The organism is Haloferula sp. A504 (assembly GCF_044385805.1).
Classification (GTDB): domain Bacteria; phylum Verrucomicrobiota; class Verrucomicrobiia; order Verrucomicrobiales; family Akkermansiaceae; genus Haloferula.
This window is the reverse complement of record NZ_JBISBU010000025.1, coordinates 47,648-68,564: the sequence shown is the minus strand read 5'-3', so window position 1 is coordinate 68,564 and position 20,917 is coordinate 47,648. Positions and strand designations below refer to the sequence as shown.

Below are 20,917 nucleotides of genomic sequence, written 5' to 3'. Positions count from 1 at the left end.
GCGATTCATCGCCGCTTTGGCGAAGCATTTCAATGCGAGCCGCGCCATCGGCGATGAATCGCCTCCATCAAAGCGGCGATGAATCGCCGCAGTCTTGATTTTCCGGCGGCTCCTCATCCGGAGCGGAGTGAAGCCAGGGAGTAGGGGAGGAACACCGAGCCTGAAAAGTCCGGCCGCGGGCCGCTGCATCGCGGTCAGCCCAACCGCTCTGCCCACCACTTTCAGTTTCACTCGCCAAATCCCCGGCCCACGGCTGCGGCCTTTTCCCGCACTTGCGCTCCCGCCAAGCCCCACCACTCTCCAGCATGAAAATCTTCGCCGGTCTGCTGTCGCTGCTTGCCACTGCCTGCACCTTCTTCCCCCGGCCGGCCCCCTCGCCGGTCAAGATGCAGACCCACGAGCCGCCCGGCGATCCCGACCAACTGGTGGTGCTGCTTCCCGGACGGCACTCGCTGCCTTCCGAATTCGAGCGCGAGGGATTCGTCGGGATCCTGCGATCCAGCCGACCGCACGCCCGCATCGTCGCCCCGGACCTACACATCGGCTACTACCGCAACCGCCAGATGGCCGAACGCCTGCACCGGGATGTCATCATTCCCGCCAAGCAAGCCGGGGTCCGGCAGATCACCCTCGTCGGCATCTCGATGGGGGGATTGGGCGCCATGCTCTACGAGCTGGAGCATCCCGGCCAGGTCGACGAGGTCATCCTGCTCTCCCCATTTCTCGGTGACGAGTCGGTGATCACCGACATCGGCCAGCAAGGCGGGCTCGCCGCCTTGAAACCGGAAGGAAAGGATCCCGACCGCTTCAGCCGCAAGCTCTGGCTCGGGCTCCGGGATCGCTGGTTGCCACGCAAGGATCGGCCCGAACTGCATCTCGCCTGTGGTGAGTCCGACCGGCTGGCATCCTCCACCCGCCTCGCCTCGGCCGAACTCAGGCCGGCCGGAACCGTGTGGCTGCCCGGCGACCACGATTGGCAGACCTGGAACGCGCTCATTCAGCAGGTCGAGGACCGCTGAACGGGCCCTCACTCGGGAAAAGCGACCGTGTAGGTCTTCCCGGCGGGACCTTTCGCGCTGATTACCGTCCTTCCGCCGCAAGTCACGGTCACCCGCTGCTCGTCGCCTTCCCGGCGGACCACCAGGTCCCAGGATTTGCCAAAGGCCCACAGGTCCCGCAGCGCCATCTCAGGCCAGCCGTCGGGCAGCCACGGGGTGCACTCGAAGGAGTCCAACCCGGTCGGGACGATCCCGAACATGCCCTCGGTGAACACCCGCGGGTAGAGCGATCCGGGACAAAGCATGTCGATCGCATCCTCGTCGGGATACGGTCCTTTCGGCCCGAAGATCTGGGTGCGCACCACCCTCTGGGTCGTGTCCAGTGCCTCGGCCGTCCGCCCGGCCATGAAGATCACCCGAAGGGCATAGTAGGTTTCCCGACCCCATTCGGTCTCGCGGGTCGATTCGGCCAGGATGTCCCCGCCCTGCATCCGGTTCGGCCACAGCTTCTTCGACAACATCGCGTCGACCGTCGCCTCCTGCCGCTCGTTGATCCCCATCGCCAGCGGCAGCAGGATCCAGCCACGCAGGGTCGTGTTGCCCTCGTAGTAGCGGTAGGTGTCGAAACCCTCGACCGTGGCCCCGAAGAACTTCTCGATGGCCGGGGCGAGGGCGTCCGCCCGCCGGTCGAACTCCGGCGCTTCCGGTTTCCCGAGCGAGCGGCCGAGCACGGCGGCCAGACGGTAGCCGCCATAGGCCAGCGCGGAGGTGCTCAGGTTGGCGTCGCCGGTCGGGTAGCGGCCCTCCATTTCATCGGTCTTGGAAGCGACGATGCCGTCGTCGCGGGTCGCGCGCTTCACCGACTCGGCGCTGAACTCGACCAGTGGCCACATCTCCTCGGCCGCCGCGCGATCCCCCTGGAAGAGGAGGAACTTCGACAGGCCGTAGAGCACCATCGCGTCGTCGCCGCGGAATTTCTGGACGAGCTTCAGGGTGGGATACTCGAAGGATCCGGGAAAGGGGTCGATGCCGTGCTCGCGGATGTGGTCGAGCCAGATCCGGTACATGTTCATCGACGCCTCGTTCAGCGCTTCGTCCCCGAAGAAGGGGAACAGCGGGCTCGAATACTCGACCGGATCGTTGGCCCACACGCCCGGCGAATAGCGCAGGCTGCCGTTGTGGGTGATGACCCCCTTGATGGTCTCGATTGGACACTCGATCACGTGGAGTTTCTGAAAGGCGAAGGCGAGATCGAGAAGCGGATCGGGAGTCTCCAACCGGCCGGGACCGGCAAAGGCGGCGTCGGCGAGCGCTTGGCGGGCCGCCTCTTCGGCATCGACGTCGATGGTCAGGTCGGCCTGGTCGACGAGGCGGGCATGGATCGTGACCGGAAAGGTGATCTCCCCGCCCGGTTCAAGGCTCTGCTCCGCCACCGGTGCGGACTTCCAGACCATGTCCACGACCTTGTCATCGTAGGTCTGCACCATGCGCGTGGCTCGCACATCGACCGGGATCTTCCGCTCGCTCACATTGCGCAGCTTCCATCTTTCGACCACGAGGGCCTGCGTCGTCGAGGGAAAGACGGTGCGGGTGGCGACCAGTCCATCGGTTTCCGGGTAGTGGACGGTGAGCCGTCCGTCGAAAGCCACGGACTCCGGCAGGTCCGGTTTCCACGGCTGGCCCCCTGCCGAAATGCGGGGCATTCGCGAAGCCAGGCTCTCGAAGGTCACGCGATCCCGGTCGGCCCGTCCCTTCGGCACCTCGAAGAAGCGCGTGAGGTAGGACAGCCCCTCCTTCGCATCCACCTTGGTCTGCATCACCACCTTGCGCCCCTGCATGCAGATGACCACGGGTTGCTCGTCGCCGAGCTGGTGGACGATCTTCGAATCCCCTTGGGGAACCCAGAAGGTGTCTTGGGCGCACGCGATGGAGCCCACGAGGAGCCCGATCGGAACCGACAGAATCTTGGTGAGGTGTTTCATGGTCATGGGTGGAGCTGTTTCAGGAGTCCTGCATCAGGGCCGAGCGGCCGCCGTCCATCAGCAGGGTGTTGCCGGTGATGAAACCGCTGAGCGGAGACGCCAGAAAGGCGCACAGGTTTCCGACCTCCTCGGGCATGCCGATGCGGCCGACCGGATGCCGCGCGGCGGTGCGCTCGCGCTCGGCCGCCGGATCGGGAAAGGAATCGAACCACGCCTGATTGCCCGGGGTGTCGATGAAGCCGGGCGCGACGCCGACGACCCGGACCGACGGCCCCCATTCGATGGCGAGCGCGCGGACGAGGCCATCGAGCGCCGTCTTGGCGACGTTGTAGGGAAAGCACCCGGGGATGGTCTGGTAGGCGTGGTTGGATCCCATCGCGATGAACACCCCGGGATCCGCCTCCTCAAGATGGGGACGCGCCGCCTTGGCCAGCCGCCAGTGCGAGGCCAGATTGAGATCCATGCAGTCCTGCCACTCGTCTTCGGTGGCTTCGGACGCCCCGAAGAAACAATTGCCGCCGGCGTTGGAGACGACCAGATCAAGACCGCCCAGGGCGGCGACGGCGTCCCCGACCAACCGGGCCGGAACCGCCGGATCGGCCAGGTCGCCACTGAGATACACTCCCTCGCCTCCCTCCGCACGCAGGGCCTCAAGAAACTCCGCCGCCCGCGGGTCGTCCGCGCCGACCCTGCCGGTGCCCGCCACGCGGCATCCGGCCCGGGCCAGGACCTGCGCCACCCCGGCACCGACCCCGGAGCTCGCTCCGGTGACCAGCGCCCTCTTTCCGCGGAGATCGATCTCAAGTGCCATGACTCGATTGCTTGGCGGTTTCGACCAGTGCGAGGAGGTTCTCGATCGGCGTGTCGAGCTGGACGTGATGGGTCGGCGCCAGGATCAGGCCACCGTCCTTGCCGACGGTGCGGATCCGCTCCTCCACCTCACGCCGGACATCATCGACCGAGCCGAAGGGCAGCGTGTGCTGCTCGTCCACCGTGCCCATGAAGCACAGCCGGTCGCCATACCGGCGTTTCAGCGCCGCGGGATCCATGCAGGCGGGCTGGATCGGGTGCAGGACGTCGACGCCGATCTCGATCAACTCGTCGATCACCGGCTCGACATGGCCGTCGGTGTGATAGGCGATCTTCAGCGCGGGATTCAAAGTCTTCAGTTCGGCGATCAATCCCGCAAAGCGCGGCTTGAGCAGGGTGCGCCATTGCTCCGGAGACATGATCATCGACTGCTGCCCGCCGATGTCGTCGCCCAGCCAGACCATGTCGACGCCAAGCTCGACCAGGCGGCGGCAGACGGCGGTGTGGTACGCTTGTGGAATGTCGAGGATGCTTCCCACCAGGTCCGGGTCCTCGAGGATGTCCATGAGCAGGTTCTCAAACCCCCGCAGCGCGACCGCCGTTTCCCAGATGGTCGTCTGGCAGCTGCCGACGATCCAGTAATGATCGCCGAAATCGCGCACCGCCTGCTCGACCGACGTGTAAAGTTCCGGCCGGGTCGGGTCGGGTGCCTGGTAGGAACCGATCGCATCGTCGTCGGCAAGCGGTGGATTCTCGAACTCGGTGTAAAACCCTTCACCAAAACGCGTCTCGTAGCGGATGTTCCGCCAGTCGACGCCCCATTCGTCGGTGTAGTGGTCCGCCCCCGGGTTGTAGAGGTCCCCGGCGTAGTAGGAATTCGCCCAGCCGACCGAGGTCAGCAGGACATCGAGGCCCAGCTCAAGCTCCAGCGCGTAGTCATTGCCGCCGCCGTGGGGATTGTGGCCCTTGCCGGTCTCACCGAAAAGCCGGGCGCGGAGACGCTGGGCAAACTCCGGGGTGAAGCTCATCTCGAGCGGCACCCGGTCGGGCTGCTCGTGGGCCAGGGCGGTCCGGACTCTCTCCTTCGGGGTCATGGCTTGTTAGACGTAAAAATTCTCCCGCGCATCCAGCTCGCGGATGCCGGGGTGCTTCTCGAGTTCCTCTTCCACCAGATCCACCCCGAGCCCGGGTCGGTCGGAGAGATGGAGCTGCCCGTCGCGGACGTCGATCGGATGCGTCAGCACCTCGTCGCGCCACGGCACGTCGTGGAACATGAACTCGCAGCGGAACAGGTTCGGGATCGCCGCACAGACGTGGGCGCTGGCCAGGGTCGACAACGGCCCGTTCGGGTTGTGCGGCGCGATCAGCACGTTGTAGGCCTCGGCCTGTGTGGCGATGCGCTTCATCTCCGACGGCCCGCCGCAGCGGGTGATGTCGGGCATGATGATGTCGCACACGTGATTCTCGAGCACCGGCCGGAATCCGTGGCGGGTGTAGTGCCGCTCGCCGACGCAGATCGAAACATTGCCCGGCAGGCGTTCGCGCAGCGCCCGCAAGGTGTCGGCATTCTCCGGTCCCGCCGGCTCCTCATACCAGGCCATCCCGTAGGGCTCCAACCGCTCGGCCATGCGCACCGCCATCTGGCCGTTCATCATGGCATGGGTCTCGATCATCATCTCCATCTCCGGACCCACCGCCTCGCGCACCGCACGGGTCACCTCCACCGCCCGATCCTGCATCGCCGGCGTCAGCGCGAGGTTGGTTTTGAGGTCGGTCCCGTAGAGGTAGTTGGTGTGGGCAAAGGGATCGAACTTCAGGCCCCCAAACCCCGCCTCCTTCACCTTGCGCGCCTGTGACGCGTAGTCATCGGCCGTGTGCCCCCCACCGGTGAACCAATAGTTCGCATACAGCGGCACCGAGGTCCGGAAGGCCCCTCCCAGCAGTTGATACATCGGCACACCGAGCACCTTGGCCTTCAAATCCAGCAGCGCCATGTCGAGCCCGCTGATGGCGCACATCGAGGCCCCATAGGGGCCGATCCAGTTGAGGTCGCGGTAAAGCTTGGTCCAGATGAAGTCGGTGCGCATCGGATCGAGTCCGATCACCCGATCGCCCACATGCTTCGCCGCCGCTTCGATGATCGGTGACCCCGGCCAGTTGGTCGCCTCGCCGACCCCGGTGTGACCGGTGTCGGTCACCACCTTGATCATCGTCCAGTTGTACTTCACCCCCTCGACCAGCCAGGTCTGGATTTCAGATATTTTCATAATAATTCCCTACATGATCCCGAAGGTGTCCCACGCCTCCTGGGCGCCCATGCCTCCCTTGATGGCCTCGAAGACCTGCTTCTCGCCGTGAGCCTTTTGCCACGCCGCCTCGAGGGTCTCCCGCTCGATCTCGCGGGGAATCACCACCACCCCGTCGAGATCACCGAAGATGATGTTCCCGGGGCGGACGGTGACGTCGCCGAAGCCGATCGTGCAGCGAAAATCGATCACCTTGCCGCGGGCCCGCTGATCCTGGGCGAAGCGGCCCATCGAGAAAGTCGGAAAGCCGAGCTTGAGAATGCCCGGCGTGTCCCGTGAGTAGCCGTTGACCACGGCACCGGCGGCACCCCGGTTGCCGGCAGCGGTGCTCATCAGCTCACCCCACAAGGCATAGGTCGGTGACGACCCGGAGCAGATGTAAACCTCGTCCTCCTTCAAGTCATCGAGCGCCCGCAGCATCAGGCCGAAGGGCTGGTTGAGATCCTGGCCGGTGCGGCCCGGACCCTCACCGCCGCCGAAGTCGTCTGCCTCGAGGACCGGCATCGCCCGGCCGACCACGATCATGTCGTCGCGCAATGGCTGGATCTCCGGTGGCAGGAACTGGCGGGTGTGCCCCATGACATCCATGACGTCGCCAATGACGGCACTGAAGAGGCCCTCACGCATCAGGTCGAAGAGCTCGCGGTCGGAACGGTAGCCGGGGAGGGTGGATTTCACGGGATCAAGGAAGCCAGAAAAGGGAGCCACGCGTCGAACCGGAACGGCCGCTGCGTGAAAGGTTTTGTCTTTCGGACAAGACTACCGCACGGATTGGATCCTTGGAATGGATGAAACCTTGATTCGACTTGTGGATTTCGAACCAATTTCCCAGCGTTGATGCATGTCGAAATCCAAGGGCTCGGCGGGCCCCGAGGGCTTGAAGTTCCGGCACGGAAGGCCATCGGCGCTGGGTCGGGTCTCGGCCGCGGGATGGATGACCCACCGCGGCATGTCCGGGTGGCGTGACCTGGGTCACCACGCGGCGGCCTTCATCCTGGAGGGAAGGGGCAGCTACGAGGACGAAGCCGGGGCACGCCACCGGATCGTCCCGGGTTGCGTGGTGTTCAGTTTCCCCGGCCTGCGCCATTTCTACCGGCCGGCACCGGGCACCGAGTGGACCGAGTTCTACCTGATCTTCGATGGACCCGTGATCGAGCTTTGGGAATCACAGGGACTGATTCAGCGCCACCAACCGGTACTCGGCGGGCTCGACCCGCTCGAAGTCTGGGCCCGGCGCTTCGAGAGCGTGCCCGGACCGTCGGGGACCTTGGGCACCACGCCCTCCCTGGTGGAAATCTGCCGCTTGCAGGCCCTGCTGGCCGAAATCGTCTGCCACCGCAGCGGGACCGATGGCAGCGGTGACGAGGCATGGCTGGACCGGGCGCAGGCCTTGCTTGAATCGGACCGGCACCGCCAGACATCGGTGGAGCAACTCGCGACCCTCCTCGGGCTCGCTCCCCACGCCTTCCGACGGAAGTTCGGGCAACTGGCCGGGATGAGCCCGGCCCGCTACCGCGCGGTCCGCACGATCGACCGCGCCTGCGAGCTGATGCAATCCACGGACTTGCTCGACAAGCAGATCGCCGAGCAACTGGGCTTCTGCGACGAGTACTACTTCTCCCGTAGATTCCGCGAGATCACCGGCCGGAGCCCGACGGAATTCCGCTCCATCCTGCCTCCGTCGAAGCGCTGAGGGCTGAAGACTGGCTACGCAAAGAGATTGCGGTCCAATGAGCGATACTGGATCGCCTCGAGAATGTGGTTCGAGGCGATGCGGTCCGCACCTTCGAGGTCGGCCAGCGTCCGGGCGACCTTGAGGATGCGGTCGTGGGCGCGGGCTGAGAAGTTGGGCTGCTCCATGGCGTGCTCGAGATAGGTCGAACTCTCGGTGTCCAACTCGCAGCAGGCGCGGACTTGCCGCGGGCCCATTTTGGCATTGGTGCGGGCCGAGGTGCCGGCGAAGCGCTCACGCTGGATCGCGCGGGCTGCGACGATGCGTTCGCGGATGGCGGCGGAGCTCTCGCCGCTGGCCTTCCCCGAAAGCTCGCGGTATTCCACCAGCGGCACCTCGACATGCAGGTCGATGCGTTCGAGCAAGGGCCAAACCCCTCATCCTCAACGACAGAGACGTCACCGATGACGATCAAAACCTCCTTGCCTATGCCTGCAGTTCTTTTTCGAACCTGGTGACTATGTCGTAAATCTCCATCAAGATGTCGGCTTTTTCGATTTCATGAAATCGCGAGACTTGAAAGACTCATCGTGCGATTCGGCGGGATAGGGCGATGCCCTAAGCCGAATCCCTGGCCACGAGCACATAGAATTGGAACATGACGAATCCAACCACCCTGAAGGGTGCCAATCCTCCGGAACACAGCACGACGGACTTTCACCGACTACTCATATCCGAACCCGCCGACGGTCAAGTATTGCTCAATACGCCACGTGAAAAACCAAATGTTTTCTGGTAAAACTTATGGGTCAAACCGATGGTAAGACAGTGCCATTCATGACATCTAAAGCTCTTCTTCCGATTTTCATCGCTCTCTTGTCGATCTCCTCGGCCGTCCACTCAGCAGACCACTTCGAGGCACCGACTCTTACCACCAAGGTCGCCGCCACCACACCTCCCTTGCGATGGGAGGACGCGATGCTCAGCGGGAACGGAACGACCGGCATCATGGTGCTGGGACTCCCGGTCCAGGAACGCATCATCGTCAACCATGAGAAGCTCTGGACCGTCGGCAACGACTACCGTCCAGAGACACCGGACCTGGGGGAAGCCTGGAAGGAGGCTCGGGAGATCGCGCTTGAAGGCCGCTATCTGGATGCGGATCTACTGGTTGCCGAAGAAGCCGTGCGCAAGAACCAGGCGATGTACGGCGATCAGTTCACCGGTCGTCGCCCGGCCTACGACCGGACGCATCCGGCGTTTCATCTCGAGATCATCACGGAGAATAATGGAACGCCACTCGAATACCGGCGTGAGACCAACCTGGAGACCGGAGAAATCTCGGTCACCTGGCAGGACAACAAGGGTGCCTGGTTCCGCCGGGCCTTCGTCTCACGCACGGATGATGTCATCGTCATCGAATTGCTCGCTCCCGCCGGGGAGGAATTCGATGCCTCGATTCGGCTGGTCGAGGCGCCGGGCAAGCTCGACGGCGACATCGCGGGGATCGACATCGACCACACCGGGTCTGAAGTCTATTATCACGCCACCTACGGTCGTCGTATGGGCAAGCCCCAGCCGGAGGGCTATCATGCTCTCGCAAGGGTCCTGACCTTCGGCGGCTCGGCCAGCGGCGTTGCCGACCAGCGACTCGATGTCAAGACGGCCGAACGGGTGCTGATCATCATGCGCCTCGAATATCTCGATGACGCGGGCAAAGCGGATCGCGCCGCCTTGCGCAAACAACTCGCAAGCTTGCCGGCTAGCTACGACGAGTTACTGGCACCCCACGCGGCGGCACACGGCGAGATGTTCCGGCGTGTCACGTTGGATCTCGGGGGTCCCACCACCTCCACCGTGTCGAGCGAGCAACTGATCGCCGCCGGCCTGCGGGGGGAATCCTTGCCCGAGCTTTTCGAAGCGCTCCATGCCGTCGGCCGCTATGCGCTGACTTGTGGAGCCACCGGCGAGTTGGCGCCCAGCCTGATGGGCCTGTGGGGCAACGAATGGACCCCGCCGTGGGATGGCCGCTACACCTTCGATGCGAACCTCAATCTGGCGATGGCGGGCGTGGCTCAGGGGAACCTTCCCGAGGTCATGCACACCTACGCCTCTTTCCTTCAGCGATACCGGCAGGATTGGCGCGACAACGCCCGTCGGCTCTACGGAGCCGAGGGTGCCGTCACCGATCTCTGCCAGGGATGGCGGCACGGAGCGGTCCTCATGCCGGCGTTCGCCTGGACCGGAGGGGTCGGCTGGCTGGCCAGCTATCTTTACGATTACGCCGTTTACACGGGTGATGAGAAGTTCCTCCGCGAGCATGCCATCCCCATGCTCAAGGACGCCGCTGAATTCTATGCCAGCTTTCTTCCGATGCATCCGGAGTTGAACGATCGGCACGTCTTCTACCCGTCCATCTCACCGGAGAACGTTCCGGTCATGGAGCCTGTCGAACAGACCACCAATGTCGTTCCGAATGCGACCAGCGAAATCGCGATCTGTCGCGAGGTATTGACAACTCTGATCGCCGCCTGCCGGAAACTCGACATCGAATCGGAGAACATCAAACGTTGGGAGGCGCTCCTGGCCAGGCTGCCCGACTACGGCATCAACAGCGACGGTGCCATCGCCGAATGGTCCTACCCCGGCCTGGGTGACCGTTATCATCACCGCCATTTATCCCACCTCTACCCCGTTTACCCGGGACGGGAAGTCTCGCCGCAACGCAAGCCCGAGCTCTTCGAGGCCGCCCGGATCGCCATGCAGAAGCGAATCGAGGCCGGACTTGGCAACAAATCCGCCCACGGGCAAATGCACGCCGCCCTGGTCGCTGCACGACTGCGGGATGCTGAATTGGTGAAGCAGATCCTCAACTACTTCGCCAGGAACCGCTACCTGAACTCAAGCCTTATGACAGGGCATAATCCCGGCCCGAAGATCTACAACCTTGATGCAACCTTCTCCCTCCCCGGACTCTTGATGGAAATGCTCGTCCAGTCCGACCCGGGTGAAATCGAACTTCTGGCCGCCTTGCCTCAAGATGTCTTCCCGAAAGGGCGGATCCGCGGTTGTCTGGCGCGCGGGGGAATCACCGTGGAGGAACTCAATTGGAACACGCTCATGGGCTGGGTCAAGGTCACCCTCCACTCCGAGGAAGCTCAGGAGATCTCGCTGCGCTTCGGCCACCACCTGCGCTTCGTCGATGCCGTCGATCCCGCCCGAAAAGATGCGGTCACCACCGTCGGGCGCGGCTTGTGGAAGATCGATCTCCCCGCAGGTGAATCATTGGAACTTTACTGCCGCTACTAGGATCCACTGCCTTCTTGGCTACCCATCCACTCTTCAATCCCAACTCATCAGAATCGTGACAACACTCCGCCTTTTCACCCTATTGTGCGCACTGGCCATCCCGACGGCCACCACTGCGAAGCCCCTGAAGGTGTTCATCCTCGCGGGACAGTCCAACATGGAAGGCAAGGGTCTGCCCACCCACCTCGACACCTACAAGGACGACCCACTCATCAAACCCTGGTATGACATTATCAAGGACGGCGATGACTGGGCGGTGCGCGAGGATGTGTTCATCACCTACCCAACCAAGCACGGCGGACCGAAGCATAGTCCCCTCACGGTCGATTACGGGACCAAGGGGGGGAATTCCATTGGGCCCGAATTCGGATTCGGCCATGCCGTGGGTGAATTCTACGAGGAACCCGTGCTGATCATCAAGACGGCTTGGGGCGGCAAGAGTGTTTACCAACCCTTCCGCCCGCCAAGCGCCCAACCCACGGACGCAGAGATCCGGCAAATCATAGTGGAACTGCAGCAAAAATACGATGCCGCGATCGAGGCGAACCGCCGTCAGGAAGCGGAAGGCAAGAAGACCCGCAAGCCGAAGCCCGTGCCGGGCTTCGACGAACTAAAGGCATCCTACGGGGAGTATTACCGGAAGATGATACAACACGTTAAAGAGGAACTCGCCGACTATGAAAACAAGTTTCCCGAGCTGAAGGGCACCACTCCGGAGCTGGCCGGCTTCGTCTGGCACCAGGGCTTCAACGACAAGGTCGCCGCCTACTACAAGGACAATGAGACGGGTTACTCCGATTACACCAAATGGACGGCCGCACTGATCAAGGACGTTCGCAAGGATCTGAATGCACCGAATTTGCCGGTGGTGATCGGCGAACTGGGAACCGACGGTGTTGAGGGACGCGGTCCATTTCAGGAAGCTCAGGCCAACATCGCAAAACTCCCGGATTTCAGGAATACGGTCGTCTTTGTGCCGACCGCTCAGTTTCAGGACAAGGTCGCCCTGCAATACTTCGAAGAGGGCCTTTGGAAAAAAGGTCCCGAAGGCATGGCAAAGTGGATGACCGTCGGCAACGATCGCCCCTACCATTACCTTGGCTCGGGAAAGACCTACTTCCTGAAGGGCGTCGCCTTCGCAGAAGCGATCTCGGCCATCGAGTAGCAGCTCTCCCACCACGGCCGTGGCCAAACAGAACAAACCGAGACCGGACCAGTCGCAGACTGCCAGACAAACAAACATCATGAAGCATTGCAGCTTTTTCATTCTCCCGCTTCTGAGCCTGTTCGTGGTGGTGGCACCGCGCGAAGCATCGGCCGGCTCAGGCAGTGTTGGCGAGAAATCGACCTATCCGGCATTCCAGGCTGGCGTGACCGGAGCCTGGATCCGGATCGAGCCGGGGCAAAAAATGACCGTCGACCGGATCGATCCAGGCACGCCCGCAGCCGGACAACTCAAGGCCGACGACTTGATTCTGGCCGCAAACGGAATCGCCATCGAAGGACCGGATCCACGCGTGCCGCTCGGCACGGCCCTGAGCCGGGCCGAGGCAGAAAGCGGGAGCCTGACCCTTTCAATCCGGCGGGCAAGCCGGCACCTTGAGGCTGTTGTCAAGGTCCCTGTCAAGGGTGACTACGCACCAGGCTGGCCTCTGAATTGCGCCAAGTCGGAAAGCATCATTCGGGCGCATGCCGAATACCTCGCCGGTCTGCAAACGGCGGATGGGTGGATTGACGGTGCCGAGCTCTGGCATGTCATGGGTGCCCTCTTCCTCCTTTCGACGGATAACCCCAAGGATGAGGATCCCATTCGGCACTATGCAAAAGCGCTCTCGAAAAGTGTCGAGAACAAGCCCTCTGGCAGCACATGGCATCTGGGCTACCATCTCATCTTCCTGAGTGAATATTATCTAAAGACCGGCGATGCCTCGGTGCTCCCCGCCATGGAAGCCGCCTGCAAAGTCGCTGCCGAGGGTCAAGTGGCCGGCGCTTGGGAACATGGATTATCAGCTCCCGGCACAAGCGTGGGCTACGTTCAGAGCGGCTTGATGAATTCGGCCGGCGTCACTCTGTTCCTGGGCATGACGCTGGCACGCGAGTGCGGCATCACGGTCCACGAGGAGGCCTGGCAGCGCTCGCTGGTCTTCTTCTACCGTGGTATCGGTCACGGCAGTATTCCCTATGGGGACCATCGCGCGGAAATCTTCCCCGACACCAATGGACGCAATGCCGCCATCGCCTGCGCGATGAGCCTCCTCGATGGCGAAGTTTATCAGGCGGCGGCCAAGCATCTGGCCATGATGGTCGCCGACTCGTATGCGAGTTTCGAAGCGGGCCACACCGGCGGAGGGTTCAACGTCCTCTGGCGCGGTGTCTCGCTGCCTCATCTGCCCGACACCCTCATGGGCGAAAAACATCGCAGGAACCACATGCGTCAACTGGCCTGGTATTATGACCTTTGCCGGCTCCCGGATGGCGGCTTTAGCCTCCTGCCCTCCCCTCCGGCTCAAACGCGCTACGCTTCCGAAGGCTGGGGCCGCGGACTCGGCCTGACTTACACCGCCCCCTTGAGGACCCTGCGCATGACCGGTGCCCCGCGCACCCAATACAGCAAGCCGGGCCAACCGCTTCCAAGCCAGCCCTGGGGCACGCCGCGCGATGCCACTTTCCTGCTGAGCACCCACGCGGACGGCTTCGGCCAGGACACGGTGAACGCTCACAAAATCCAGGCGCTGGTTGAATCCCGTGAACCCGTCCCGGAAACGATTTTATTCCGTCTGATGCACCACTTCAACCCTTACATCCGCACCCGCGCCGCCAGGAAGCTGGGCGAGATGAATACCGAGGCTGCCTACGAGGCCATTGGAAAGGCTCTGGCACATCAAGACCCACGCGTCCGTCGGGCTGGATGCGATGCCATCTCACAGTACGACAATTGGCGACGCAGTAACACCTCTTTCATTTCCCGGGACATCGTTTCGCAGCGTTTCGTCCCACATCTGGAGGCGATGCTGAATGATCCACAGGCAGCCTGGTGGGAGATCGACGGGGTCTTCAATGCACTGCGCTTCGCGCAGGCGGAGGACATTCGCCGCAACCGCAACCTGATTGATCACTATGGCGAGCACGAGCAGTGGATCCTGCGTGAGAGTTCCTACTGGGCGCTGGTCGGACTGGGTAAGGATATCCGCAGTCCGGAGCTACTGGCACTGGCAGAGCGCTACAACCGCTCACGTTCCGTGTTCGAGCGGAGCGCCATGAATGAGGGAATCAAGCACTTGTTCCAAAGAGAGCGGGTGGAACTTGATGAGCAGGCCGTCGCCACCTTCGTCAAGGCCATTGCCTCCGAACTGCAGGACACCCTGTTTGAAGCGGGCTACGATCCCTTCGCGGCGCGCCAGGAAGCCGCCCACCGGACGATGATGATTCTGAGCGACATCAAAAACCCACCCTACAAAGTAATCGCTTCTCAACTCGCCGAGTATCTCGAAGACTGGAAACCAAGTGACAACATGCACGCCAACTGGCTGATCACCGGAAGCCGGTGGCAACCGGGACTCGTCAAGATCGCCGAGGACCTCGGAGAGGATGCCGGACCGATCATCAAACAATTCGAGCGCTGCCTTAGGCTACACAGCTGGAATCTCAAGGAAGGCAGGAACAATCAGCAACCGGCGGTCCGCGCCGCCATGCAGGAAGCCGTGAAACACTTCAAAAATACACGCTCAACAAGATAATATGAAACCATATAAACTGGATATCTCCAGAAGAAGGTTCATCAAGGGTGCGGCTGGCGCGTCCGCCATGCTACCACTGGTGGGAAACACGCAGAACATGACAAAAGCCCATCGGAAGATCAAGATCGGCCTCGTCGGTTGTGGGGGACGTGGGTTATGGATTGCCCGGTTATTCCAGGCGCATGGCGGCTACCAGTTCCATGCCGTGACGGACTACTTTCAAGCGGTTGCCGATAAGGCGGGATCTGAGTTGAGCGTCGATCATACACGCTGCTTTTCGGGTCTTTCCGGATACCGGAAGGTCATCGAAAGCGGAGTGGACGCCATCGTCCTGGAAGTGCCGCCCTACTTCTTCCCGGAGCAGGCCGCCGAGGCCGTGAACGCCGGCTTGCATGTTTACATGGCCAAGCCGGTCGCCGTGGATGTCCCTGGTTGCCTCTCCATCGAAGCGAGTGCCCAGCAGGCGTCCCGCCAAAAGAAAGTCTTTTTGATCGACTACCAAATACCGACGGATCCGATAAACATCGAAGTAGTCCGCCGAATTAAAGACCCTGCCTTCGGTCCCATCGTTCATTTGCAGTCATACGGAATCTGCGCCGGCTTCAACGACCCACCGCGCGGCCCCAACCTCGAAAGCCGCCTGCAGGATCTGATCTGGACCAATGACATTGCCTTGGGCTGCGATTACATCGGCAATTTCGACATTCACGCGATCGATGCCGCGCTCTGGGCGATCGGTGAACGTCCGGTCTCGGCCTGTGGTGCCTCTCAGGTTGCACGTCCGAATCCTAATGGCGACTCGCATGACGTCTGCTCGGTGGTCTATCGCTACGCCAGTGGGGCAGTCCACAATCACTTTGGCCAGGGTCTGAAAAACCTCGTCAGGGGAGACATCAAAGTCATCGTACAGAGTGCGAAAGCACACTGCCAAATCAATTACGGCAACGAGTCTTTTCTTCACGGTCCGGGTGAGTTGAGGTTCAAGGGCGGCAAAGTCACCAATCTCTACCGGGATGGTGCCAACCGCAACATAGCGACCTTCCACCGTCAGATCACTGAGGGAATTTTCAGCAACGAGACCGTGCCTCGCGCCATCGACGGTTGCCTGACCTGCATCCTCGGTCGCGAGGCCGCCGAACGGGGTATCGACTTGACCATGGAACAACTGCTACAAGAAAACAAGAAACTGGAAGTCGACCTGAAGGGATTGAAAACATGACGGCAAGGATTTTGGCTACCATTCGAATATTTTTGATATTGGGCCTGCTCTGGAGCCACGCGCAGGTTCAGGCGGATCCTTCGCATACCATTCTCTTCGACCGGCCTGCGGAGAAGTGGCAGGAAGCGCTCCCCCTGGGCAACGGCACACTTGGGGCGATGGTCTTCGGGCGCATCCTGGAGGATCGTTACCAGTTCAACGAGGACACCCTGTGGTCGGGACATCCGCACGACTACTCGAACAAGGGTGCCGTTGAACATCTAAACGCGATTCGCCAGCTGATCTTCGAAGGGAAGCAGAAGGAAGCCGAGACGCTCGCGATGCAGAAATTCATGAGCATCCCGCTCCGTCAGGAGGCCTATCTGGCCTTTGGCAACCTCAAGGTCCGCATGCCGGACCACGGCACCGTCGAAAACTATCAACGCTTTCTCGATCTGCCCACCGCAACCGCGACGGTCCGCTACGAGGCGGATGGCGTGCGCTACCAGCGCGAGTGCTTCTCCAGCGCACCCGACAAGGTGCTGGTGATTCGCTACACAGCCGACAAGCCGGGCAAAATTTCCATGGAATTGACGCAGGACAGCCCCCACCCGGTCCACCAGGTGAAAGCCATTGACGGACAGGTGCACCTTTCCGGGAAATCGACCCCAAAACTGAACTCGGATCGCGAGGCGGTATTGACGTTTCACTCCATCTCCTCGGTTGAAGCGAAAGGCGGCACCATGGAAACCGGCGAGAAGTCGGTCACGGTTCGCAATGCCAACGAAGTGATCATCCGACTGGTGGCGGCCACCAGTTTCATCGATTACAAAACGGTTGGCGCGGATCCGGAGGAACGATGCGAGACCATGCTGAATCAGGTGCTAAAGCGGGACTACAAGGCCATGCACAAGAGGCATGTGAAGGATGTGTCTGCCTTGTATGGGCGCTCGGAGATCAATCTCGGGGAGGGAGAAAACTCCGGCCTAGCGATGCCGCAGCGACTCGAAGAATTTCAGAAAACGCCGGAGAAGGATCCGGCGCTCATCGCGCTAGGCTATCACTATGGTCGCTATCTTCTGATGTCGAGCAGTCGCCCCGGATCACAGCCGGCCAACCTCCAGGGGATCTGGAACGACAGCCTGAACCCTGCATGGGAGTCGAAATACACCTGCAACATCAACACCGAGATGAACTACTGGTTGGCGGAAATCTGCAGTTTATCCGAATGCCATGAACCCCTGCTCAAACTGATCGAAGAGGTCGCCGAGTCCGGACGAAAAGTTGCGAAGGAACACTACGGAGCCGATGGATGGGTCATGCACCACAACACCGATCTATGGCGCGGGGCCGCTCCGATCAATGCATCGAATCACGGAATCTGGCCGACCGGAGGAGCCTGGCTGTGCCAGCACCTCTGGCTCCGTTACGTCTACACCGAGGACGAATCGTTTCTTCGGGAGCGCGCTTATCCTGTATTGAAGGGTGCCTGTGAATTCTTCCTGGATCACCTGATCGAAGATCCGCGATCTCCGGAGAAATACCTTATCAGCACCCCGTCCAACTCACCGGAACAAGGTGGACTGGTCGCAGGACCAACAATGGATCATCAGATTATCCGCAGCCTGATGAGAAACACCGCAAAGGCTTCCGGGATTCTGGAAGTCGATCCGGAATTCCGCCGGAAGCTCCGGGAAACCGCCGCGCGCATCGCACCAAACAAGATCGGGCAATACGGTCAGCTGCAGGAGTGGCTGGAAGACCGGGACGATCCCAATAACAAACACCGGCATGTCTCCCACCTCTGGGCCTTACATCCCGGCAATGAGATCACCCGCTACGGCACTCCCGACCTCTTTGAGGCCTGCAAGGTCACATTGGCCCACCGGGGCGATGACGGCACAGGCTGGGCCATGGGTTGGAAAATCAATTTCTGGGCACGTCTCCAGAATGGGGACCATGCCATGATGCTGATTCAAAACAAGCTGCGTCCGGCGATCGAAGGTGGCCATGCCCTGGGAGGAGGCGGCACCTATCCCAATCTTTTCGATGCGCACCCGCCCTTTCAAATCGATGGCAATTTTGGATTTGCTTCGGGGGTCGCCGAAATGCTTCTTCAGAGTCATACTTCGGAAATCCACCTACTTCCCGCCCTGCCCGCCTCCTGGAAAGAAGGCTCCATCAAGGGCCTCAGGGCGCGCGGCAATATCGGCGTCGATCTGAAATGGAAGGAGGGAAAACTGGCCAGGGCGACCCTGACCGCAGCCAGAGACAAAACCGTCACCGTCCGGCTCGGAGAACATACCAGAGAAATTGCTCTCAAAGCAGCAAGGCCCCGGGTGATCCGCACGTTCTGATACGGTCGAAAATCATTCACCAAAACCAAACAAATACAATCCTACAATAAGAACCCGTTATTCAAAGGCCCCGTCAAAGGCTCAATGACGACGCACTGGCCTGGGATCGCGTCAGGGCTTCGCCGGCGCCGGGCTCAACCCCCTCCAACCCCGGCAGCCGGGGCTCCATCAGCCGGCCCCTGAAAAAGCGATTGCCTAGCAATTCCTGAACGATCCATGCCAAGCCGACCATTTCCTCGCCCATTGGAGTGCCGGCGATGATGCCGGCCTTGCTTCGCCATCCAAGACATCGCTTCTTCGGAACCCGTTCAATCCGGCGGTTCTTCCGCCCGAGGGGAGCGGTCCGACCCCGGAACCATGAGAAGATCCACCATCATCCAGACCCTTTGCGTCATGCTGCTGGCCTCCCCGGCAGCTGCCGTTCCCGCCCGGCCGAACATCTTGTTCATCATGTCGGATGACCACAGCTATCAAGCCATGGGATGTTACGGTTCGCGGCTTGCCCCGCTGAACCCGACTCCCGCCCTCGACAAGCTGGCGGGGGAAGGAATGGTCTTCGAAAACGTGTTCTGTTCGAACTCGATCTGCACTCCGAGCCGGGCGAGCGTGATGACCGGGCAGTATTCCCACGTCAACGGCGTGCGCGACCTCTACGACCGCCTGCCCGGCCGCCGCCATGAGCTCTCGAAGCGGATGAGCGAGGCCGGCTACCAGACCGCGGTCATCGGCAAGTGGCATCTCAAGGATTCTCCGGAGTTCTTCGACTATTTCGCGGTGATTGCCGGCCAGGGCACCTACATGAACCCGCTCCTGCACGTCAGCGAGGGCGGACGGAAACGGCGCGTCCGTTTCGACAGCACCATGACCCGGGAGATCGAAGTGATCGAGACCAAGGGGCATTCGTCCGACGTGCTCACGGACATGAGTCTCGACTGGCTGGACCGGCGGGATCCGCACCGGCCGTTCTTCCTCATGCATCACTTCAAGGCGCCCCACGACATGTTCGTGTACGCCCCGCGCTACGAGGGATACCTCGAGGACGCGACCATCCCCGAGCCTCCGAACCTTCACGACCAGCCGGGCCCGGACTTCGGTTCGGTCGCGACCCGCGGCGACAACGACTCGCTGGTCGGGGTGATCGGCTCGACCGTCTCGCCGCAGAAGACGAAGCGCAATCTGGCCCGCTACTATCGCCAGAAGATCCGGACGCTGACGGGCCGCGATGACCTGACGGATCGCGAGCTCACGAGCTGGACCTACCAGCTCTATCTGAAGGAATACCTGCGATGCGTCAAAGGGATCGACGACAACCTCCAGCGGCTTCTCGATTATCTCGAGCGCGAGAGCCTGATGGACAACACGGTCATCCTCTACACGAGCGACCAGGGGATGATGCTGGGCGAGCATGACTACATCGACAAACGCTGGATGCTCGAAGAGTCGATCCGGCTGCCGCTGATCATCCGCGCGCCGGGGATGAAGCCGGGCAGCCGCTGCGACTGGCTCCTCAACAACGTGGACTTCGCACCGACCCTTCTCGAAGCCGCCGGAGCGAAGGTGCCCGAAGACATGCAGGGCCGGAGCTTCTTGAAGGCGCTGGACGGCGACGAGGCGCCGGCCGACTGGCGACAGGCGATTTATTACCGCTACTGGATGCACATGGCGCACGGTCACAACAATCCGGCCCACTTCGGGATTCGGACCAAGCGCCACAAGCTCATCTTCTACTACGGCAAGGACTACACCGGCATCCATGCCGGGAAGCCGGTCGAGGGGAAGGACGGGAACCGGTTCTGGAAGGACACTCCGGCGGGTTGGGAACTCTACGATCTCGTGGGAGACCCGCACGAGATGCACAACCGCTACGACGATCCGGAATATGCCGGCGTGGTGGCGCGACTGAAGGCGGAGTTGAAGCGGTTGAGAAAGGACCTCGGAGATACCGATGCCGATCAAGAGGGCATCCGCGAGGTGATCGAAAATAACTGGGAACGTTGAGCCTGGGGGTTCCGGGTGGAAACCATACGGAACGAGCGATACCGGGGTGCGGACTGGTCGTCTTCAGTCGGTGGACGATGCCCTGTCCAGCCACCGGGTGAGGAACGTCTCCCATTCTCCCATCCACGCCTCCTCATGACCGTGCACCCGTGCGATCCAGGCGCGGTGGAACGCGGAGCCGGCGAGGGGGAGTTGGCGGTTCTCGGGGCGGCGGGATGAGAGAAGGGGGTCGTCGTCGGGCGGGGTGCGCCTCAGGACCTCGTCGACCATGTTTTCAACCCCCTCCAACCCCGGCCGCCGGGGCTCCATCAGCCGGCCCCTGAAAAAGCGATTCCCTGGCAATAATATCGGCGTCGATCTGGAATGGAAGGAGGGAAAACTGGCCAAGGCGACCTTGACCGCAGCCAGGGACAAAACCGTCACTGTCCGACTCGGAGAAAACACAAAGGAAGTCTCTCTCGAAGCGGGAAGGCCACGCGCCATCCACGCATTCTAATCCAGCCCAGAACGTCCTACTCGAAAGCCCCAGATAATATTCTACGATGAATAC

General features: G+C 61.7%; 16 protein-coding genes. 8 read left to right on the top strand and 8 right to left on the bottom strand.

Going from position 1 to position 20,917, the window contains the following annotated elements:
• Nucleotides 1-231 (bottom strand): hypothetical protein (locus ACG2LG_RS13065; protein WP_396259652.1); only part of this gene is annotated, 231 nt, incomplete at its 3' end.
• Nucleotides 232-305: 74 nt separating this feature from the next.
• Between ACG2LG_RS13065 and ACG2LG_RS13060 the strand changes: the two genes are divergently transcribed.
• Complete coding sequence (locus tag ACG2LG_RS13060) at nt 306-1,019, top strand: alpha/beta fold hydrolase (RefSeq protein ID WP_396259650.1); 714 nt, start codon at nt 306-308, stop codon at nt 1,017-1,019.
• Between the two features lie 8 nt (nt 1,020-1,027).
• Here ACG2LG_RS13060 and ACG2LG_RS13055 read toward each other — a convergent pair whose 3' ends face one another.
• From ACG2LG_RS13055 to ACG2LG_RS13035, 5 genes are read right to left on the bottom strand one after another with little or no spacing between them, the layout of a single operon-like run.
• On the bottom strand, nt 1,028-2,980 hold the full coding sequence (locus tag ACG2LG_RS13055) for a hypothetical protein (protein WP_396259648.1): 1,953 nt from the start codon (nt 2,978-2,980) through the stop codon (nt 1,028-1,030).
• A 19-nt stretch (nt 2,981-2,999) separates the two neighbouring features.
• Nucleotides 3,000-3,791, bottom strand: coding sequence for an SDR family NAD(P)-dependent oxidoreductase (locus tag ACG2LG_RS13050; RefSeq protein ID WP_396259646.1), 792 nt, complete (start codon nt 3,789-3,791; stop codon nt 3,000-3,002).
• Nucleotides 3,781-4,884, bottom strand: coding sequence for a uroporphyrinogen decarboxylase family protein (locus ACG2LG_RS13045; RefSeq protein ID WP_396259645.1), 1,104 nt, complete (start codon nt 4,882-4,884; stop codon nt 3,781-3,783). Before ACG2LG_RS13045 ends, ACG2LG_RS13050 begins: the two co-directional genes overlap by 11 nt.
• 6 nt (nt 4,885-4,890) lie before the next feature.
• Nucleotides 4,891-6,057 carry a mandelate racemase/muconate lactonizing enzyme family protein gene (locus ACG2LG_RS13040; protein ID WP_396259644.1) on the bottom strand — a complete coding sequence of 389 codons (1,167 nt, stop codon included), beginning with the start codon at nt 6,055-6,057 and terminating at the stop codon, nt 4,891-4,893.
• A gap of 9 nt (nt 6,058-6,066) precedes the next feature.
• Entirely contained in the window at nt 6,067-6,723 is a 657-nt protein-coding gene (locus ACG2LG_RS13035; RefSeq protein ID WP_396259654.1) for an RraA family protein, read from the bottom strand.
• 214 nt (nt 6,724-6,937) lie between these two features.
• On the opposite strand from ACG2LG_RS13035, the gene ACG2LG_RS13030 reads away from it, so the two are divergent.
• Complete coding sequence (locus ACG2LG_RS13030; RefSeq protein WP_396259643.1) at nt 6,938-7,789, top strand: helix-turn-helix domain-containing protein; 852 nt, start codon at nt 6,938-6,940, stop codon at nt 7,787-7,789.
• A gap of 14 nt (nt 7,790-7,803) precedes the next feature.
• Here the strand turns inward: ACG2LG_RS13030 and ACG2LG_RS13025 are convergent, their stop codons facing one another.
• Nucleotides 7,804-8,193, bottom strand: coding sequence for an ATP-binding protein (locus ACG2LG_RS13025; RefSeq protein ID WP_396259642.1), 390 nt, complete (start codon nt 8,191-8,193; stop codon nt 7,804-7,806).
• A 451-nt stretch (nt 8,194-8,644) separates the two neighbouring features.
• On the opposite strand from ACG2LG_RS13025, the gene ACG2LG_RS13020 reads away from it, so the two are divergent.
• From ACG2LG_RS13020 to ACG2LG_RS12995, 6 genes are all read left to right on the top strand, one after another.
• On the top strand, nt 8,645-11,077 hold the full coding sequence (locus tag ACG2LG_RS13020; protein ID WP_396259640.1) for a glycosyl hydrolase family 95 catalytic domain-containing protein: 2,433 nt from the start codon (nt 8,645-8,647) through the stop codon (nt 11,075-11,077).
• Nucleotides 11,078-11,132: 55 nt separating this feature from the next.
• Nucleotides 11,133-12,242, top strand: a complete 1,110-nt coding sequence (locus ACG2LG_RS13015) for a sialate O-acetylesterase (RefSeq protein ID WP_396259638.1) — start codon at nt 11,133-11,135, stop codon at nt 12,240-12,242.
• A gap of 79 nt (nt 12,243-12,321) precedes the next feature.
• On the top strand, nt 12,322-14,814 hold the full coding sequence (locus ACG2LG_RS13010) for a DUF6288 domain-containing protein (RefSeq protein ID WP_396259637.1): 2,493 nt from the start codon (nt 12,322-12,324) through the stop codon (nt 14,812-14,814).
• 1 nt (nt 14,815) lies between these two features.
• The gene (locus ACG2LG_RS13005; protein ID WP_396259635.1) at nt 14,816-16,033 is read left to right on the top strand and encodes a Gfo/Idh/MocA family protein; all 1,218 of its coding nucleotides are present in this window, start codon (nt 14,816-14,818) and stop codon (nt 16,031-16,033) included.
• Entirely contained in the window at nt 16,030-18,369 is a 2,340-nt protein-coding gene (locus tag ACG2LG_RS13000; RefSeq protein ID WP_396259634.1) for a glycosyl hydrolase family 95 catalytic domain-containing protein, read from the top strand. Before ACG2LG_RS13005 ends, ACG2LG_RS13000 begins: the two co-directional genes overlap by 4 nt.
• 357 nt (nt 18,370-18,726) lie before the next feature.
• Nucleotides 18,727-20,367: a sulfatase gene (locus ACG2LG_RS12995; RefSeq protein WP_396259632.1), complete on the top strand. Its 1,641-nt coding sequence runs from the start codon at nt 18,727-18,729 to the stop codon at nt 20,365-20,367.
• A gap of 63 nt (nt 20,368-20,430) precedes the next feature.
• On the opposite strand, the gene ACG2LG_RS12990 is transcribed toward ACG2LG_RS12995, so the two are convergent.
• Nucleotides 20,431-20,637 carry a hypothetical protein gene (locus ACG2LG_RS12990; protein ID WP_396259631.1) on the bottom strand — a complete coding sequence of 69 codons (207 nt, stop codon included), beginning with the start codon at nt 20,635-20,637 and terminating at the stop codon, nt 20,431-20,433.
• Between the last annotated feature and the right edge of the window lie 280 nt (nt 20,638-20,917).

Bases quoted from the DNA above. Each gene is read 5' to 3' on its own strand.
- ACG2LG_RS13040 (WP_396259644.1), bottom strand. From the start codon at position 6,057: ATGAAAATATCTGAAATCCAGACCTGGCTGGTCGAGGGGGTGAAGTAC.
- ACG2LG_RS13060 (WP_396259650.1), top strand. From the start codon at position 306: ATGAAAATCTTCGCCGGTCTGCTGTCGCTGCTTGCCACTGCCTGCACC.
- ACG2LG_RS13010 (WP_396259637.1), top strand. From the start codon at position 12,322: ATGAAGCATTGCAGCTTTTTCATTCTCCCGCTTCTGAGCCTGTTCGTG.
- ACG2LG_RS13000 (WP_396259634.1), top strand. From the start codon at position 16,030: ATGACGGCAAGGATTTTGGCTACCATTCGAATATTTTTGATATTGGGC.
- ACG2LG_RS13035 (WP_396259654.1), bottom strand. From the start codon at position 6,723: ATGCGTGAGGGCCTCTTCAGTGCCGTCATTGGCGACGTCATGGATGTC.
- ACG2LG_RS13050 (WP_396259646.1), bottom strand. From the start codon at position 3,791: ATGGCACTTGAGATCGATCTCCGCGGAAAGAGGGCGCTGGTCACCGGA.
- ACG2LG_RS13055 (WP_396259648.1), bottom strand. From the start codon at position 2,980: ATGAAACACCTCACCAAGATTCTGTCGGTTCCGATCGGGCTCCTCGTG.
- ACG2LG_RS12995 (WP_396259632.1), top strand. From the start codon at position 18,727: ATGAGAAGATCCACCATCATCCAGACCCTTTGCGTCATGCTGCTGGCC.
- ACG2LG_RS13045 (WP_396259645.1), bottom strand. From the start codon at position 4,884: ATGACCCCGAAGGAGAGAGTCCGGACCGCCCTGGCCCACGAGCAGCCC.
- ACG2LG_RS13005 (WP_396259635.1), top strand. From the start codon at position 14,816: ATGAAACCATATAAACTGGATATCTCCAGAAGAAGGTTCATCAAGGGT.
- ACG2LG_RS12990 (WP_396259631.1), bottom strand. From the start codon at position 20,637: ATGGTCGACGAGGTCCTGAGGCGCACCCCGCCCGACGACGACCCCCTT.
- ACG2LG_RS13030 (WP_396259643.1), top strand. From the start codon at position 6,938: ATGTCGAAATCCAAGGGCTCGGCGGGCCCCGAGGGCTTGAAGTTCCGG.